The organism is Pseudanabaena sp. UWO310, assembly GCF_006861605.1.
Taxonomy (GTDB): Bacteria; Cyanobacteriota; Cyanobacteriia; order Pseudanabaenales; family Pseudanabaenaceae; genus Pseudanabaena.
In genome coordinates this window covers 25,146-44,713 of the sequence record NZ_SELU01000009.1, presented here as the reverse complement: position 1 = coordinate 44,713, position 19,568 = coordinate 25,146, and the positions used below count along the sequence as shown (strand labels likewise).

Below are 19,568 nucleotides of genomic sequence, written 5' to 3'. Positions count from 1 at the left end.
TTTTGTCTAGTATTGTATCTAGAAATTATTATAAATAAGCTATGTAAATAGATTATAGATTGTGGAATTTAATTAGCAGATCTGCCTAACCATGAACAATTTTGCATATTTTTAGACTCTTAATTAAAATACTTGTAACTTTTGTAACTTGCTTGGGTAATATATTGCAGTCAGGTTGGTAAAAGTTATGTCTGATTCCAAACAAAGCCGAAAAATCAATCGCTTCTTTGCCGAGTTTATCGCCAAGTTAAGAAAATGGCTGAATAAAATCGGCAGTCCTATTCGTATCAGTCGTCGATTTGTACGGCAATTATTAGGAGCATCAAAGGGGCAAAAGAAAGGTCGCGCAGCCGGCTTTGTGTTACCAACTGTGACCTTAGTAACTTTAATTGTCACTTTATTAGTGGTTACGACGGTTGCGAGAACCTCGGAACGTGCAAAAAGTGCATCCAATTCACGTGCAGAGCAGGTCTTTAGAAGTGCGTCAACGCCCGTTTTAGACCGCGCTCGCGCTAAAATTAGCGCTCTCTTAAGCGATACTAATTTACCGCGTACCACACCGCCAGAACTCACGCTTGACACTGTAATGTCCGCCGATAGCGGTAAATATACATTACCTGATGAGACTCGCTTACAACTTGTTTACGACTTCTTAACGCCTGGTACTGGTGCTAATGCGGGTACAGCGACCTCCAAACCCGATGGTAATATTAGTGTAACGACCACCACTACTGGCAACAAAATCGAGAATCGGGAGTATGTATCGACTGCATGGAAATTCCCGATAGATACCGATAATAATGGTAAGTTTGATTCGTATGGTCTATACAGTATTCTTTTTCGAGCTCGTCCTCCATCTATAACTGATCGCCCGATCGTTCCTATTGAGTCCAGAGCCCTACCAATGGATGAAACTACTCTATCGGGCGCTTGCGTTTCCACTGGAGGATTGACAAATATTGCTAGTAATGGAGGTTGGTCATCCTCTGGAGACAATAAGCTCCGTAAAGCTTTCTTTGTATATGCTGTTACCGTACCCATTACAGATACGGCAAGTTTTCCTTCTAATGCATCACAAAAAGCTCTATATGAGGTCTATACAGGGCCAAAATCGATCGCTGCTGTAGAACTTCAACAAGATCGGGCTCGATCGCCTCAAAACAATAATGCTGTTTTCTTTGAAGGCGATACGGAACTGGTTAACGTAGCAACTTTCCGCATCAACGGGCGGATTTACAGTTCTGGCAACCTGATGGTAGGTGCATCAAGCAATAGTAATATTACCTTCTATCAAGTTAGCAGTTCGGGAGATAACCCTTCAAATCCTAACTTACTCGGTTCTTGTTATTACACAGAATCAAATAGCCAGATGGTTATCGCGGGTAACGTTGTTGAAGGAGATGCCCTGAATAATGACACCACAACCCTCTCTCCAGACAAAACTGGAACGACATCAAGCGCTACGGGTAACGTACAGGTACACCTGTTTTTAGGTGCAGGCAAACCGCCCGACACGACCGCAGGAGGTGTCAAACTAATCAATGAAACCAATCAGAGTGTCGATCCTAACGCAGCTGGAAATCTTAGCTCCGATCTAGCACTTAACGATTTTGCTTTTAACAATCGCATTAACTTGCTGGTAAATGATGCTATTAGTGGTCCAGATGGAAGAGGAACCGTTACAGTTAGTTTTCCTTTACCCTCAGGCTTTAGCACTAGCAACCTCAACTATGCCAATAAACAAGATCCTACCTCCGTTCAAACCGATCTAGTTAGTAGGATTCTAGATGGGGCGTTATCCTCTCAGACTGAAGTCGATGCCGCTAGGGTTTCTGCCTATCAGACCTATTTCAAAGCCCGCATCCATAAGGTATCGTTCCGTGAAGTGCCCTTTAAGGGGACAGATACTGTCCCATCCACTTTACTAACAGAAATTGCCGTTCCTGGATTCCCCAACGCTCCAGATTTAGCACCTCCCGTCTCTTGGATGTTACCCAGCTTCGCCAATACCAACTTTGGCAAGAGTTTGACTAACTATAGCTTATCCACTGGTGCTGGTTTTGATGGAAAGGGAACCATCTATGATGCAGCTAACGGTTTTACCCTACTACGTCCGACGGGAATAACTAATCGCCTCAGTTTAGCCGCAAGCGATCCCAGCTATGTGGCGGCTAATAGCGAGAGAATGGCAGGCGATCGCATATTGGTTGGTAATGGTTTACCCGCTTACTGGCTCTACGTAAATCCCAGTACCAACATTCTGGGGTATGTTAGCGGTTCCCAGCAAAACTACATCTCCACAGATTCATCAGTCTTCTGGAACGACCCGAATGAAAGTACCGCTGGATCGGTTGAGCGCTATCGCTATACTCAGGCAATCCCTCTCAGCAATCTAGGGGTAACTGATCGTGGCGGTTTTTGGGAACTATCGGCTGCTACCGACCCGACCATTACCGATCCTACTAATCCAACCGTTACTACCGCTAACGTTTCACCCACGACTGGTGGGATTAGGATAATTACCAATGCTGGTATCTATAGCCGTCGCACCGATAAAACTTTTCTACCGCGCTTCGTTACGGGAGTTGTCGACAACACAACTACAGTCAACGTAGATGAATCTAGCGCTCCGTTATGGAACGGACAGCCTATAGACAATCCCACAGTTAGTCTTGACGATCCCTATCACGCTTACAAGCAAACCTATTACGCCGCACCTGCCATTGCAAGCGATACCACGACATTCGATCCAGCACCTCGTAACTATGTCGTCTGGCCGGACTCCATGCCCATGACGAGTGGTAACTCTGCGGATAGTCGTAAAGGCGATCTGCAAATGCGAGCCTCGGCAATCTATTACTATAAATACAGTGCTTACAATGCAATTGGTGCGCCAACGACTTACCAAAGACCGATCGCTTGCGTCAGCAGTTACTACGATCCCACCAATCCTACTACTGCCAAAAATGCATCGACAGCTCCTTGGAATGGTGCAACTAACGGACGCTCGGATAATGGCTTAGTCTATCAAGTTGGCAAAACTGCCTCTGACACAACTGTAGCCTTCACTAATATTAAATACGATCCCAATTTAGGGATGTTTTATGACAACACCCTCAGTACGGTCAGCGCAACTCTCTCTCCCTCCAATATTTATAAATTTAAGGATGGGGCTAGAAATCCTGCCGATAGTACTACCAATCTCGGCGATCGTCTTGCCTATCAAGCCAATCTCATCTTCCCGAACGGTCGCTTTGTAAATCCCAATTTGCGTGCCGTACTTAAAAAGATCGTTTACACGCAGGCTGTCACCACCGCAGCGGCAGCAAAACTCACATTGCCACAACAATCAACCCTCGATGCCAACCTTTGCGCGTTGCAAATTCTTGATGGTTCTCTCACTCTCGCGACTGGCACTCCCGCATCTCCCATTTCAGGGATTCAGTTACCGCACGGCACTTTTAGAGAAGCTGCATTTCTTGATGGTCGAGAAGTCAAATCTCTCAACCGCAACGAATCCCTTACCGAAGGTGCTAACGGAAACAATTCCACTTCAACGGGTAGTCTGTACGCTACTGGCACGGCGGCTACTAAAAATCGCGGCGATATCTACGATCTAGAGATCGAGCAACGCCAACCTCTCGAAATCCGCACCACCGATATGGATCTAGATCGGATGCGTGGTTCTACTGTTACAGGTACGATCAATGCTACGGGTGTTGCTACTGACTTTTTGCTTCCCTATAGTGGCGTTGTCTACGCTACCCGCGAAGATGCACTACCTGACTTGAGTTATTACAGTACCGATGCATCTGGCAATCCAACCACAACACTCAGCAGCGATCAAAGCAGCCTCAGCTCTACAGACTTTCTCCTCGATCCCACCCGCAAGCCCAATGGCATTCGGCTGATAAATGGTCTGCGTCTGTGGCGTAGCGCTCTCAAAACTAGCAACCTCGGCAATGCTGACGGTAGCCTTCCAGTTTCGGAAACCACCTACGCTAGCTATCCTTGGACTGCGGCTACTCAAGGCGAAAAGGGAATGACCCTAGTTTCCAACAATCCAGTTTATATCAAGGCTCAGTACGATCCTTTGAGCACTACCGCCACTCCTGGATTTAACAAGCATACTCAGCAAGAGTTTACGAAGTTACTCAATGAAACCCTGTCCAATCCGCCCACAGCAACGGAACTCACTAATGTATGGAACAACTTCTACACTCGCCATGCAAATAATGGGGCAGCTGACAAGCTAAATGGAGACTTTGCTTGCAGACCTGGTTCCAATACAAACTGTACTAATGGGGACGAATGGAGAGCTACGACGGTTTTAGCCGATGCAGTAACAATTCTATCTGCTAATTTCCGCGATGGCTATCGCACCGATGGCGACTTTGACCTTCGCAATAACGCCAATACTTCTACCAGCATCAACTGGCAGTCCCAGTTAAATCCTTCTCTATATAACAGCGACACCTTAAAGGATAGTAGCTACGTTCTCAACTTGCGTCGCAATGGCTTCTTCAATAACAATTTCTTAACTAGCTCGGCTTGGTTAACTCCGCTCAATTCCGATCTCGGTACGGGTACGACTAGCAATACTTGGATGGGATCGCCCAATTCGTCGACTCCAGTTAATGGCAATATGGCTAGCTATAACGCTAATGGCGTTACGCCCGTGCAGCGGCGCATTAACTTTAACGAATATGGCATGGAGATCTGCCGCAAAATCCCTTCTACCGAATGTACTTTCTCGGATTGGGTTAAGGCTGGCGCGGGTACGACAACTCTACCCGACATTACGGTGTTGGCGGGGGCTAATAGTGTCTCTACACCAGCAGGTGCACCTCGCTATATTGCTCTGAGTGACTTCCGCTACGCACGTCGCCCGTCATTCCTTCGTTACGACGATATTTACCAAGATGGCAACCAGCAACTGATTTTTGCTGGCAATTGCCCTGGTCAGAACAACCAGTCTTGGCCGCTACCCATCGGTGTAAATAATGGCAATCTTGCTACAGGCTATACCTACCCAATGATCATGGGATCGTTAGGTACACCCTTTAATATTAATAATAAAAGTAGCTATGGAACTGTAGGTTGCGGGGATTCGGGAGTATCAGTCGAACTGGGCTATGTGGATAGTTCGGGTAACTACCAACGTAACGATCTAACTCTTGTTGAAGGAAGAAGAGGAAATCAAAATACTGGTGGAACGCTAGAGTATCAGTTAGGCACGACTACTCTACCATCTGTTAACTGGGGTACAACTACACCTGGAGTCGGTCAGGGATATCAGGGAACACCTCCCGACACAACAGCAACTGGTGCACTTGGTAACGTTACTGGTACTGGTACTGGTACTGGTACTACTGCTACCAGTGCTAACGGTTATGACAATAACACTGGTGGTAGTGGAGTATTAGCAGCGACTGCCGCGAATACTGCTGACTTTGGCAGTAGAAGTACTAACAACGCCGTTTACAAGCGCTTTGACTTTGGTGTCAAACTCAACAACCGATCGCTCTTGGGTTCAGGTCAACAGGTAAGGGTGAAGGTTACGCTGTATCCATTCCCCAGTGGTAACTACACAACTCAGGCGGTTCCAGGTGATGTTGGCGATGCATTCCCCTTATTTACCGATGGGAATACTAATACTAAAGTCGATTACATCAACCGCTTGTATAACGGGACAACCACTAATGGTACTACTCCAGTCAATCTAAGCATGACAACTGGCACGGGCACTGTAAACGTACTTTTTGGCAGTCCATACCCGCGCTTGGGAGCAGGTGCGACTAGCGCTCAAAGCGTTGCACCCGAAAGCGCTCAATGTCCTGACAAAACAATAACAACATCGTTGCTCCAGCAGTATTGCACGGTCATTGCGTGGAATGGACCGACCGATCCTGGTAACGACCCCGACACCAAAGTACTCTCCGTTCTGGTCGTTCGCGATAGTGCTAACGAAAATAACACCGAACAATTTAGACTCAGTATCGATAACCTCGCTGGTTCCAATGTCACTTACGCGACTGGAACCACTGGCTATGGAAATCTCTCCACAGGTAGCGCTCAAAGTACTAATGCATCGTCCTATCGGGTTGGGACGATTAGTACAAATGCCAACGTTACTCCTCCTACTCCCGCGGCTCCTGCTTGTGGTAGTCCAAGTGCTACAAATACCTCCTACAACAACGATGACGCTCCAAGATCTAAAACCACAGCAGCAGCTTGTCCGACACCTACAGCACCTACACCTACACCTACAACTCCCACACCTACAACTCCCACACCTACAACTCCCACACCAACAGCACCTACACCTACACCTACAACTCCCACACCAACAACACCACCTACAACTCCGACTCCGGTAATCAACAACTCGCTACCTGACGTACCCATATTTGCGAGCTTGCCCGCCCGACTGAGTAGCACTCATGCAACAGCAAGTATGCCCACTCGCATGAGCAGCACCCATGCGGGGTCGAGTATGCCTCTCTCGATAATTTCACCACCTGCTGCTGCCTATCCGTTTTACCATTCATCTTCCGATGTCTATCCTCGCGTATTTACTTCACCATCGTGGAACGGCAATAGTGGTAATCAGATCGGGCAATACGTGTGGGGAAATGGGTTTACATTCAGCTTCGATACCGCATCCGATTACTTCACGGCAACTGGTAATAACTTCTTAAACGGTCAGCCAGTGATTCTAACGGTCAATAGTAGCGGTGCTTTACCAGCTCCATTCACTGCAGGTACTACTACTTATTACGTTATTAATTCGGGCGGCACAAGCGGCACCTATCAACCTTACACATTCCAACTTGCCACAAGTCCCACTGGTACTGCAATCAATGGCACTACCGCGGGATCTGGACTGCTTCAGATTTTCCCTCTCAACAGTTTAGACAATAGCCAAACACCTGCTACAAGTAGGGATAATAAGATTTTCCCTGAAATCCCGCCTTCACCTCAAACCTTAGGCGAGATTCCGATGTTGCCTGGTGACTTGACTGACACCAATGCTGGCAATGGTAGCAACTCACAAATGAGTACTTCTCTGCCACCAACTGCGAATAGAACTCTATGGTATCGCTCAGCCTATAGCAACGGTAACTGGCTAGGAGAGGGTAGTGGAGTTGTTTATAACACTAACAACCTCTTCATCAATAACTTGAGCTTTCCTTCGATCGGGGGTGGTCCTTTTGGTGGCTCCGATACATTAAAAGCAAATCTGAATTCGATGGGTAGGTTGATGCTACCCGACACTGTTTGTATTGACTCAACCACTGGTTTCGTAGATGCTCGTTGCACATCACAAACCTTTACTTATGGCAGCAGCACGACAACCTCTGGGTCAACCAACCTCCTCAACCTTAACCTTCCCTATAACCCCCATTTCCCTAGCGACAACAACAGTAGTGGAAATACCTCAGGCTCTATTTTTCCCGCAACTACCTATGCAGTATGCGGTGGAACTGGCATGTCGAGCGCTTACCAATCCGTGAACAAAGTGTTCAAAGATCAATATGGTAACACTACACCCCAATACAATATATCCGGTGGATCTTGCCCGAATGGAACGAATACAGCTAGTTTAGCGATCGCTAACTTCATGGGTAGTAATACTTACGGTGGCACTGCTGGAGCTTTGACGGGTGGTACTGGTTTACTCAGCACTCAATTCATTCCAGGAAATACTGGAGCTAACAAGTTTGTAGGCTTGCCTGATAATAGTAGTCCCGTACAACTTGATACGACTAATAGCAATGGATATAACAGCACCACTCAGATCCCCACTACCGCCACCGATAAGCGCCCGTTGAACCACGGAATCTATAGTGAGAACGCTTTCACCTTAAATGCAGCCGACCTTGCGACAGGTACATTCAGGGTATCTGCAGGACATAACTTGGTAAATAATCAGCCAGTAGTATTGTCTGGCTCAGGTCTTCCAGGAGGATTGACCGCCAATATGACTTACTACGTTCGCGATGTAACTGCGGCGACAGCCTCTTCTAGTGCGACCTCACCCTTGCCACAGACCTTTAATTTATCGCTAACTATGGGGGGTGCGCCGCTAACATCTTTGAGTACGTCCCCTCTAATTCTAACTTCTGCTGGTTCTGGAAATTTCAGTGGAAACATCAATCTATCCTTGAGAGCGCAAAACACCTACGCCAATAATAAGGTTCACGTTTATAACTTGAGTAATCTTGGTACGGCGATCGCTGGTACCAGAACTCTTTCGGGTACGCTGACCTTTAGAGCTAACTGCGCCAATCCAACTTATACAGGTAATATTAACGATTCTGCTGCTGATAGTACTTGTACGCCAACCAGCATCCGTCGTGGTCCCGACCCAGTCTTCATCATGATGGCTTCTTCAGCCGAAGACATTGTATTTAATAGCTTCCGCGTGAACTTAGATGGAGTCGATCCTAATAATATTTTCTGGGTCTTCCCCAGAACTAGTTCCAGTCAATCTATTACAAGTGTATCTGCCAATACAATTACTATTCCAACTGCTAATGCTTTCAGTTCTGGGAAGCCAGTATTCGCATCCACTTCTTCAGGAGGATTAACAGCAGGAATCCCTTACTACGTCATACCTGCAAGTCCTTCTTCAAGCACTACTTTCCAACTATCAACTACCCTAGGCGGTTCGCCAGTAACTATATCTAGCGGGGCTGTTGGAACCTTTTTAAGTGCGGTCAACCTAACGTTTTCGGGCACTCCAAGTCTACCTAATGTAATTACTGGTAACTTTATCGGTACAATGCCGAACGGCGGTGCTACTGCAAACAATACTACCGAAATCGCGGTATTAGATGGCAACACATCCTTCCGAGGCGTAAGATTCTTAGGATTTTATGCAAATCAAGCACTCATTAGTAACCAAACGCTGATGACTGCCATGACGCAGGTAAATCAACCCGCACTCCAACCCGTACTCCAAGTCCACTTCCCCAATGTCACCACTCCAAACAATGTAATCGCTCAGATTGACTCAAGTTTCACTGGTACTAATGGGTTGCCTTCCTCTACGGCGGGGCAATGGACGATTCGTCCGACCAAAACTGAGGTCAATGCTTACTTTGTTGCTGGTGCATCCCCATCAAGAAAAGGCGTGAGTTATACAACCTCTAGTACGATTGGCGCTGCAAGGACTGGAGTAAGTCCAAATACAACGGTCTCCTCGGCTGAAACTGGTGGCGGATTGGCAAACTTTGTGCGTTTCCTTGAGAACTGGACCAAGGTTCCTCTCAAAATATCTGGTGGATTCATTCAAAACGCTCGAAGCACTTACGCAACTGCTCCTTTCTCACCAACATCGCCATCGGTTCAGAGTAGTAGCGGGCAATATGGTAATGGAGTCGTTTATGGTGATATCAAAACGATATTTATCAATCCAGCCCAACCCATTGTGGCTAACTTAGCAAATGGTGGTATGAGCGGTTTCGATCTGTCTTATCAATCGACAACTAACATTGCACTAAACATTCCTTACTATTCACCACCGATTCGTCTCTGGGGCTATGATGTGGGTCTACTAACTCAGCAACCTGATCTCTTTGCCCAGCGCTTTGCAGTCCCAATCCCCGGATCCAATGAGTTTTTTAGAGAGGTCAATAGTGACGATCCTTGGCTGCAATCGCTACTATGCGCCTTAGAGCCGACCGATCCGACCGCGACTAGCCCCAACACTTCGCCAGTTAATGCTGGCTTGCCTGAGAGATTGGGCACAGATCCTACTCTGTATGTTAAGAGAGTCTTGAGAGGAACTGATCGCCGCGCAGTTTGCGACACACTTGCATCTAGCAACAGCGCAACCTTTGGCAGTAAGACTGCCGCTGACACTCCCAGTATTGTCTACAAGTAACGATCGCCAGCAAATAATGTAAAGGTGGTGAAATAAATTATTTCTCACCTTTACTAAATACAATCCAATTAAAATCCAATTAAAATACAAATTAATTAAAGACTTTTTTAAAATTCTGCATTATCATTCTCATTCTTGGAAGATGGTGGGTTATGGGCAATTTCAATTTTCGAGCTATAGACAATCGAAACAATCGAACTTCACAAATTATTACGCACGTAACTATGCACAAAGTATCGATGATCGCGATCGCTCGTAATCTTGCTAATCTCCTCAAGAACGGGCGATCTAATTATTTAACCGATTCCGAATCGGGATTCTCGCTACTTGAATCCCTCGTCGCGGTGGCGGTTGTAGGCATTTTAATTGCGGCAATTACACCGATGGTTGCGCTTACGACTTCTGCACGAATTAATTCGCGACGAGTCGATCAGGCAACTCAAGCCGCGCGATCGTACATTGATGCAGTGAGAGGCGGAGTGATTGATACGACCAAATTCCCCAGCAATTTAGTTCGAGACAACAATTCTGCTACCTCAGGAAATGCCCAAGCTCAATATACTTTTGAGACAATTGTCGCGCCTACAATAACAACTTTTCCGCTCAGTAGTACGGCTTGCCAAAATATCGCTAATAATGTCCCTGGAGGTACTGTACCAGGTATTTGTGTTTCTCCGAATGGCAATGCTTATAGTAGTGCCAACCCACAAAACTTTTATAGTGATCCCCAAAACTTTTTTATCCAGCCGATGCGAAGCGGTCCACTCAATACAGTAGCTACGGCTTCTACAGATTTGAAAAATCAAGGATTCTGGCTGGCGGTGAGGGTCTATCGTGCTGATGCTCTCTATAGTGGTTTGACCCTTGCGACGGGAACTGGTTCTGATGGAATTAACTGTTCTAGATCAGCTTCATCCTTTGGCAATCCACTCCCTCGCAATTGCCCCATTGTGACCATGCGATCACAGATATTACCAACCGTGAATGCTACCAACCTTAACAATATCCAAACTGGTATTGGCTCAAATTAGTAAAGCAAAGGAGTCTATGCTGTGAAAACTCTTCTCCAAAATTTTTTATCTCGGCAGCGCAAAGGAATATCGCGATCGCCAAATCCTCCATTCTTGAGAAAGCATCGGCGAGCATCGATATCTGGTTTCACCTTGCTCGAACTATTAGTTGCATCGTTTATAGCAGCGCTGATGGTGGTCACGCTTCTTAGCTTTTTGTTGGGCGTGCTGGATAGCGATCGCAAAGAAACCGCGAAATCCAACGCTCAAGAAGAATTACAAGCTGCCATAAGCTATATTGCTGACGACCTTCAAGAGGCTACTTACATATATGGGGCTGATGCGCTCGCGGCTATCAATGATCAACTTCCCCATAGACAAGGGATCGCCGATGGAGGAACCCTTAGCACTGAATGTAACGCAAACAATGGTTGTACGCCAGTCCTAGTTTTTTGGAAACGCTATTATTACGATCCCTCTTCAACTCGAAGTTACACTAATGCTACAAGTGGGTCGCAAATTCTTGGCTGTATGCCCTATAAGGACAATCCAACAAGCGTCCCCCCAACTACGGCTTTAACTAATTGCACCTCAAGTAATGCAGCTACAAACCCTTATCAAGTTCCCTATGGTATGGCTAACTATACAAATTCGCTGGTTGCCTATTATCTTAAAAGCGACGCAAATTTGAACAGCTCTACTTGGTCAAATACAGCGCGAATTTTGAGATGGGAGCTTAAAGATGGCTATGTTTGGTATTGCAGTACTGGTGGTTCGATTTCCGATACTTCTGGCAACTGTCCAACCTCCACCGCAGTAAATAGAGCAGGAGCTGCAGCAACAGGTACACCTCTTACAATTACACCTGTTACCTCGACTTTGATTACTTCTACTGTTCAGCAAGACCGTAGTGGTTATTTCATCGTTCCCGATAAAGGTTTTCTCCGAATAAGTTTTACTGGCACTGGTACCCTCTCTTCTCAAGCCTCTGCATTCAAAAAATTTGATTATTATGATTTTAATACAAATCCGTTTGTAGCTTTAGTAGATTTCATGGATGATACGCAATATCAGACTAACCAAGGCGGTGGTAGCAATGCCGCAGGTACGGGTTCTACGGCGGTTGCCTCGGCTGGCATTAACGTTCCAATCGGCAAGAATATTACTATTTCAGGAGTAACTACTACTACCAATCCCGACTGTGACGATCCTTCCGTAGGTGTAGGAAATCCCAATCCCCTATCCGCTTCCAACCTTACTGGAGCGGTAACACAAAGAGTCCCTGCTGACTTTTCATCTACCGCAAGTACAGTAACAAATCCATCAAATCTCAGTAGTTTCTATGCCTGTGTAGCGCCTGAAAGCGTTACTGCCAGAGTTTATCTAAGGGGTAATGCCCTTGCTCGTTTGGGAGTTCCCTTGTCTAATCGTACGCCAACATCGACCAATACCCCATTTTTCCCAGTTGTAGATGTACGAGCCTTCGGTCGCAGCGCCATTGGCATTAAGCAATAGTCATTTCAGCTAACTTCAGGGAAAAGAACCATGCTCAACTTTAATAATTTAGGAACTTATTTAAGATTGTTACTAATCAAATTTGGCTATTTTTTAGGAAATTTACCGCATATCCTCAAAAAATATCTCCAACCCTTGAAATCTAAAAGCAGATACTCAAAACATCGCGATCGCTATGGTAAATCTCTTGGGTTTACGCTGTTAGAGCTTCTGGTAGTCATGATTATGGTAGGCATTCTTAGTGCGATCGCTGCGCCATCTTGGTTGAGTTTTGTGAACAATCAACGGCTCAATGCTTCGCAAACCAAAGTCTTTCAAGCCATTAAAACTGCTCAGTCAGATGCGAAAGCAAGACAATCTAACAATAACCAAACAGCTCAGAGCGCTACCCAAAACTCCACTAGCTATAGTACGCGGACTAGGATTACCTTTGTTGATACTTCTACCTTTCGGCTCGATAACGTGAGAAGTAATGGAGGTCTACAATCTTTAGATCAAGGTATAGTCTTTGCCTCGGTAACGAATACCGCAAATAATATCCCCACCGATCCCAATGGCTATAGATACATTGAGTTCGACGCGAGGGGCTTTATCTATGATCCCAATTCTAACCAGCTTCCTATTTGCATTAATCTCAGTACATCTAATCCCACTGGTGCTCAGAATACAGGTTGGGTAAAAATTCAAACTATACTTGGCGCTCTAGCCACAGGAAAGAAACCAACCACTTGCTAGGAGATATAGCTGCCGCCAGTCTAGGACAAAATTAAAATCCAAAATATTGTTGCCGCGCTCCGCGCGGCAACAATATTTTGGATTTTATACCAATTCCCAAAATGGCAGCGCCATTTTGGGAATCTCAAAACCTTATTGGGTTTGTTGTTTACAACGCTTTGCGTTCAAACCCAAACCAAGGAAATTTTTGAAAGCGTTGCTTCGCCACGCTTTCAAAAATTTCCTTGGTTTGTTTGATTGATAATTAATACCAATTATCAAAAGTGTGGCTACACTTTTGATAATTAAAACCCAAACCCATAGATTCATATCTATTACCCCTATTAAATCGGCTGATTTTCGGTAAGCAGATGAACAAAAGTTTTTTTGCTATAATTTAACCAAGAATCATCAGATTTAATACTGAAAGCTATGGGCGCATATCGAAAGAGGAAAAGACCTCGCCATCATGGAATTTTAGGGTTTACACTGCTCGAGATCTTAGTTGTGATGATTAGTATCGGCATACTCGCGGCGATCGCTGCCCCATCTTGGCTCAGCTTTGCCAATAACCAAAGACTTAACGCAGCCCAAAGCATTGCTTTGAGCACCCTTCGCATGGCGCAAAGCAATGCCAAACGCACCCAAAGTATGTGGCAGGCAACTTTTAGAAATACCACTAGATTTGCGCAATATGCCGTTCATCAATCTCCCACTACTTCTACCGACGCAGCCTATTGGAATAACCTCCCTTGGCAAAATTTTGAGGAAGGGGTCAGAATTGTGGACAATAGCGAACCCGAACCGCGCACGACTTTAACCAAACTTACGGCAATTCCCGAACCCGATGTATATCGGGTGCAGTTTAAGCATCAGGGCAATCCTAATGGCTTAGGGGAATTAGGTCGTATTACTTTTGTTTCTAGATCGGGCGATCGCAAAAAATGCGTGGTTGTTTCCACAGTCTTAGGCTCCATACGTCAAGCTGAAGGTACGGAATGCAATCAGACTTAAAAATTTTATTTCTTTCTAGGTTTAGGAATAATTGACTCAATGGGTAAATCCTCACTGAGAAAATAGGTAGCTGCCTTTTCGCTCACGAGCATGGCTTTGGCAAGCAACGATCGCGAGGAGCTATTCGAGGGAAGGTAAAGCTGGATAATTTTGCGTTTAATTAATGGGGATTGGGGCGTAAGAGAGTTACGAGCCTTGCGCCATTCCGCATCGGAGCGACAAAACAGGCGTAGCGCTAGATCGACGGTAGGTTGCTTATTGTTGTTATTGTCATTATTCAGAAATTCATACAGTCTTTCGTAACGGCGACTAATTTCAGGAGCAAGGCAGAGGATTAGCAGATCTCGATCAAATCGATCGAGTTCTAAGCGATCGCATAGGGTGGGGATCGCGAGGCGGATATTTTGTTCGCGGCTAGCTTCTAGGCGATCGCCAAAGCGTCCTAGGGGGTGATTAGTCTGAGGCGGATGTTTGGGGAGTTGACTACCGCCTTTAGATGGATCGATCGCAATAAAACCTTTCCACCAATGACTAGTGGAGCGATCGGCTGCATTTTTGGCAACGCGATCGATTTCTCGATCGGTTTGACGCTGTTTCGCTAGCGATCGCATAAGTACGCGATCGAGCCAAGCAAGTTCCGCTTTAAGGTATGACCAGTTATCGGCAAAGGGTTGAACTTCAGGAAAAGCAGGAAGTTCACCCATATCTGCAATCATGCTATGCCTCGGCGCAGAGTACCGCGAATAAAGAATCCGACCAAGACACCAAAAGCACCTAGGGCGATCGCCGCCTCGAGCATCGTCATATCACCCCAAGGAGCCGTAAAAATTACGCTATGCCAAGCCCATGTGGCATGACTATACACATAACGAATTGGCTCGATCGCCCAAGATAATGGGTTCAGGCTGGCAATCCACTGCAACCAAGTAGGCATGAAGGCAAGTGGCGCAAGGGCCGTGCTCGAAAACATTAAGGGCAAATTCACCAAGAAAATAAAGGCAAGCATCTCTTGGTGTCCAGGCATGGCAAAGGCAAGCCCCAAACTCAACATCGTAAAGTCCACGATCAGGAGCATCAAAATTAACGACATGACTAGCAAGCCGCTCAAGCTTGGTAAACCCGCCCCCATAAATCCACTGACCGAAACGATCGCTGCGGTTTGCACCATGCTCAGCGCCATAATAAAAATTGCCGAAGCGACAATAATTGAAAAACGGGAAACTAGGGGCGCAACGAGAATCCGATTCAGAAACCCAAATTCGCGATCGAACAGCATCGGCAATCCCGAATTCAGCGCACTGCTGAACGCCGTAAATACCACGATCCCCGCCGCCAAAAACTGCACATAGGTCTGATCGTCCCCAACTAACCCCTTAGGCAACCCGCTAAATAATGCTCCAAACAAAAGCAACCACATCAAGGGCTGTAACACCCCTGCAATCAAGGTAGTGGGACGGCGACGCAATTGGATAAATAGGCGTTTAGTTAAGGCTGTCACTTCTTGAAGAAAGTCCGCAGACCAAGAATGCGGCGCTTGGCTTTCAGGGACAAATTGATTTTCAGGTGGGGCTGCTTGGGTGGTAATGGGGGGAAGGGATGTTTGAGTCATATAGTTATCTGGACAAATTAGCCACAGTATCAATCATAACGTTAAGTAACTGAGCATAATTAAAAACCATAGCTAAAACCTGTGGCGCAAGCATCGCTTGCGCCACAGGTTTTAGGTTTTATACCAAGTTAAGTAATTGTGCAAAATAAATTACCCAAACCCATAAAGTTGGGTCCCGTAGGGGCGCAACTTTATTATCAGAATCGATGGAGCGGCTCCGCCGCTCCACCGATTCTGGTTTTATATTTGGTACTTCATTAAAGGGCAAGTCCCTTGCTATTACTAGCTATCTACAAAAAAGGTGAGCACTGTCTCATCAACGCCTTTGAGCTTCAGAGGTTCGCGTTTGCGTAACTCCTCATCATTGAGATAATCCGCAACCGCTGCCGATACCAGAATGCAATCGGGTTCCGCCGCCGCTTGAATACGGGCAGCAATATTTACCGTAGGACCGATCGCCGTATAGTCCGATCGCTCTGCACTACCAAACATTCCCACCACCGCCGTACCTTGATGGATCCCACAACGAAATCTAACCTTGGGAATCCCTTGGGTTTGCCATTGCTCATTCAGTTGCGCTAGCGATCGCTGCATATGCTTGGCCGTTCTCACCGCACGACGCACCTGTTCATTAGGACTGCAATCCTCGGGCGCACCAAAAAGCGCCATAATGCCATCACCCATGAATTTATCGACCGTCCCCCCATTGGCAAAAATGGCTTCGGTCATCGCGCCAAGGTATTGATTGAGCAATTCCGAAACACGGCGTGATCTTAACGTGTTGGATAACGAAGTAAAGCCCACAATATCGGTAAAGAGAACAGTAATCATCCTCGGTTCGGGACGCAAGTCCAGACTTAGCTCTCCCGTAGCAGCTTTAGATACCAAACCAGGAGGCAAAAATCGCTTGAGAACCGACTCCGTGAGATAGAGATTAAGTTGGGCTACCCTTCGCTCGTTGGTTTTGAGAGCCAGCAAATTCCGAACCTCAGCCAACAATTCGCGATCGTTAAAAGGCTTAGCCAGATAACCATCTGCCCCCATTTCTGTGCCTTCAATGCGAGTCTCTTCATTAGCTTTTGCCGTCAATAAGATAATGGGAGTACCTGCCAATTGCGGATCTTGGCGAATTAAGGCAATTAAATCCAAGCCTGACACTTGGGGCATCATTAAATCCGTCACGATCAGATCGGGGCGGTACTGTTTGGTTTTGACCAAACCATGAGCGCCATTATGGGCAGAAATCACCTTATAGCCAGCTTGATTGAGAACACGCCGCAAGTAACTCCGCAGATCACGGTTATCATCGACAATTAATATTTTTGCAGCCTGCTCTTGACTCGAAGATGGATTATCGCCGCTATTTACGATCGCATCTTCATCGGTATTGAGATCAGTTTCGAGATCAGCCAGTTCGATCGACGCGCGAGATATCTGGATATCCGCTGGCATATTCGTCACTTGATCAGGGGGTAAATGGGTTTTACCAGCAGGAAGAGAAATCGCAAAGGTCGTACCAAATCCATATTCCGAGGATACGGATATATCACCACCATGCAGATTTACCAATTCTTTAACCAGTGACAATCCCAAGCCACTACCTTCATAACTGCGATTGACAGAACCTTCTGCTTGACGGAAGCGATCGAAGAGAAAGGGAATTTGATCTTCGCGGATGCCAATGCCCGTATCATGGACGCTGAGAATACAACGCTTACCATCTTCGTCCGTATGAATGCGAACGGTAATATTGCCATTATTAGGAGTAAATTTCATGGCATTGGAAAGCAAATTGTAGAGAACCTTATCGAATTTCTCTAGATCTAAATAAATATCGGGACAGTCACTAAATTCACTCAGTAAATTAATATTTTTGCGATTGCAGTAGGGACGGAATGAATCTATGGTTTGACTGGCAAATTCGACCAGATTGCAAGGACGGAAACAGGCTTGCATTTTGCCCGCATCCAGCCGTTGGATATCCAGCAATTGATTGACGAGCCGCAATAGTCTGCGACAGTTCCGTAGGGCAATCACCGATTGTTCGTAAGGGAGTGGATTCGATTGTTCGATCGCCGCTTCTAGGGGACCAATGGTGAGGGTGAGGGGCGTGCGAAATTCGTGGGACAGGTTCTGAAAAAATTCTGTTTTTTGGCGATCCAATTCCAGAAGCTGCTGGGCTTGTTGGCGTGTTGTCTGGAAAAGATTGGCTTGCTGTACGGCAATCGCGGCTTGAGCGGCAACCGCTTGCACTAAGGACACCTCTTCTGGTAGCCATTGCCTTGGCAGCTTATTTTGACGCATGGAAATACTACCAATAATCTTCCCTTCAGACAGTAAGGGAACGACTAGTAGGGATCGCGCAATAGAACGCAAAGGAAGGTCGGTAATATTCCATTCTGGATTTTCATGTAAATCCGCGATCGCCACGGGCTGCTTTAATTCAATTAAAGCTTGGAAGACGGGATTACAAGAAATATTCATGCTCGATTGAGGCAGCAAGGAGCCATCAGGATTTTCTTTTCTATTAATTACTTCATTTTCATCCAGCAAATGTAGCCCGACACAACGTAAGTAATTATCTCCTTCTGTCCATAGGGATAAGGCACAGCTTTCAGAATTTAAGGCTTGCCCCAATTGCTGCGTAATCGATGCAAAGATCTTTTGCGGATCGAGACTAGAGCGGATAGTACTGGTAATCGTATTGAGTAAGGATTCGCGCTTCGCCAGTTCTTGAATGCGATCGTAGGCTCTAGTGCGCGAGCTGACGATCGCTGCTTGGTCAGCAGCCAACTCAATTAAATCTAATTCGTCTGTACTCCATAGATGGGGACTGTCACAGTGATAAAGAGCTAGCATCGCCAGACATTCTTTTTGTACTTCTAGAGGCACATAGAGAACGGACTTGATATTAGCTTCGGCATAGATAGCCTTGTCAGTTTCAGAGATGCGCTCATCGTTGGCAATATCGTTAATTGGCACGATCTGCGATCGCAGGGTGAGAATTTTCACCAGCTTAGGCAAATCTGGAAACGACTGATTGCCATAGGTAAAATAGCTTTCGGAAAGAACGCTATTCTCCACTAAACGCAAAATACTGGCGGAAACATCAAAATTTCGGGCGATTGACTCAGCGATCGCCGCAATGCTCTCGCGATAGGGAGCTGCACTATCAACGGAGGAAGCGATCGCATTTAGCAGGGATTGTTGGCGCAGCGTGCGCCGCAGTTCAGCGGTACGATTGCGAAGAACATTGTGAGTATCGATCGCCTGCCGCACCACATTTTTAAGTTCAAATTCATCCCAAGGTTTGGTGACATATTTGAATACTTTGCAAGTATTGATCGCCTCTACCAAATCTTCAACATCGGTATAACCCGTCAAAATAATCCGCATGGTATCTGGATACTTCACCGCCATTTGGCTTAAGAATTCCGTTCCACTCATGATCGGCATTCTTTGATCGGAGATAATTACTGCGACCTCCCCTTCTCGATCAAGTAATTCTGATGCCTCTGGCCCCCCATTGGCACGCAGAACTTGATAATCTCGATAAAAAGTCCGAAATAACAAATCTAAGTTATCGGGTTCATCATCGATAACTAGCAGCTTAGGTTTGGGGGCAGTTTGCGAACCCATGTAGCTATTTCTTCCTAAAATTTTGATACCAAAGTAATCTGAATCTGGGGATTAGTGATTTATTATACAAAAATCCACATTTCTAGAAGTAAAGAAGCCTAACAAACATAGAATAATCATAGAGTGATCAATGCCTATCAATGTCTATCAATGGCTATCCTGAAAGTTGTACGAT

The 19,568-nt window shown here is 46.0% G+C and carries 8 protein-coding genes; 5 read left to right on the top strand and 3 right to left on the bottom strand.

Features of this window, described 5'->3' with window-relative positions; all coding sequences use genetic code 11:
- The first annotated feature begins 187 nt into the window (after positions 1-187).
- The 5 genes from hpsA to PseudUWO310_RS04740 all read left to right on the top strand — a co-directional run bounded on the left by hpsA (position 188) and on the right by PseudUWO310_RS04740 (position 14,145).
- Positions 188-9,892: a hormogonium polysaccharide biosynthesis protein HpsA gene (gene hpsA / locus PseudUWO310_RS04760; RefSeq protein WP_142599482.1), complete on the top strand. Its 9,705-nt coding sequence runs from the start codon at positions 188-190 to the stop codon at positions 9,890-9,892.
- A gap of 224 nt (positions 9,893-10,116) precedes the next feature.
- Positions 10,117-10,923, top strand: a complete 807-nt coding sequence (locus PseudUWO310_RS04755) for a prepilin-type N-terminal cleavage/methylation domain-containing protein (protein ID WP_190315904.1) — start codon at positions 10,117-10,119, stop codon at positions 10,921-10,923.
- Between the two features lie 21 nt (positions 10,924-10,944).
- Positions 10,945-12,417, top strand: coding sequence for a hypothetical protein (locus tag PseudUWO310_RS04750; protein ID WP_142599478.1), 1,473 nt, complete (start codon positions 10,945-10,947; stop codon positions 12,415-12,417).
- 30 nt (positions 12,418-12,447) lie between these two features.
- A complete protein-coding gene (locus PseudUWO310_RS04745; protein ID WP_142599475.1) occupies positions 12,448-13,152 on the top strand; it encodes a Tfp pilus assembly protein FimT/FimU in 705 nt (234 codons plus the stop codon).
- A 486-nt stretch (positions 13,153-13,638) separates the two neighbouring features.
- On the top strand, positions 13,639-14,145 hold the full coding sequence (locus PseudUWO310_RS04740; RefSeq protein ID WP_142599473.1) for a Tfp pilus assembly protein FimT/FimU: 507 nt from the start codon (positions 13,639-13,641) through the stop codon (positions 14,143-14,145).
- 5 nt (positions 14,146-14,150) lie between these two features.
- On the opposite strand, the gene PseudUWO310_RS04735 is transcribed toward PseudUWO310_RS04740, so the two are convergent.
- From PseudUWO310_RS04735 to PseudUWO310_RS04725, 3 genes are all read right to left on the bottom strand, one after another.
- Entirely contained in the window at positions 14,151-14,861 is a 711-nt protein-coding gene (locus PseudUWO310_RS04735; RefSeq protein ID WP_142599471.1) for a hypothetical protein, read from the bottom strand.
- Complete coding sequence (locus PseudUWO310_RS04730; protein ID WP_142599469.1) at positions 14,858-15,754, bottom strand: ABC transporter permease; 897 nt, start codon at positions 15,752-15,754, stop codon at positions 14,858-14,860. Before PseudUWO310_RS04730 ends, PseudUWO310_RS04735 begins: the two co-directional genes overlap by 4 nt.
- 282 nt (positions 15,755-16,036) lie before the next feature.
- On the bottom strand, positions 16,037-19,393 hold the full coding sequence (locus PseudUWO310_RS04725; RefSeq protein WP_142599466.1) for a response regulator: 3,357 nt from the start codon (positions 19,391-19,393) through the stop codon (positions 16,037-16,039).
- Between the last annotated feature and the right edge of the window lie 175 nt (positions 19,394-19,568).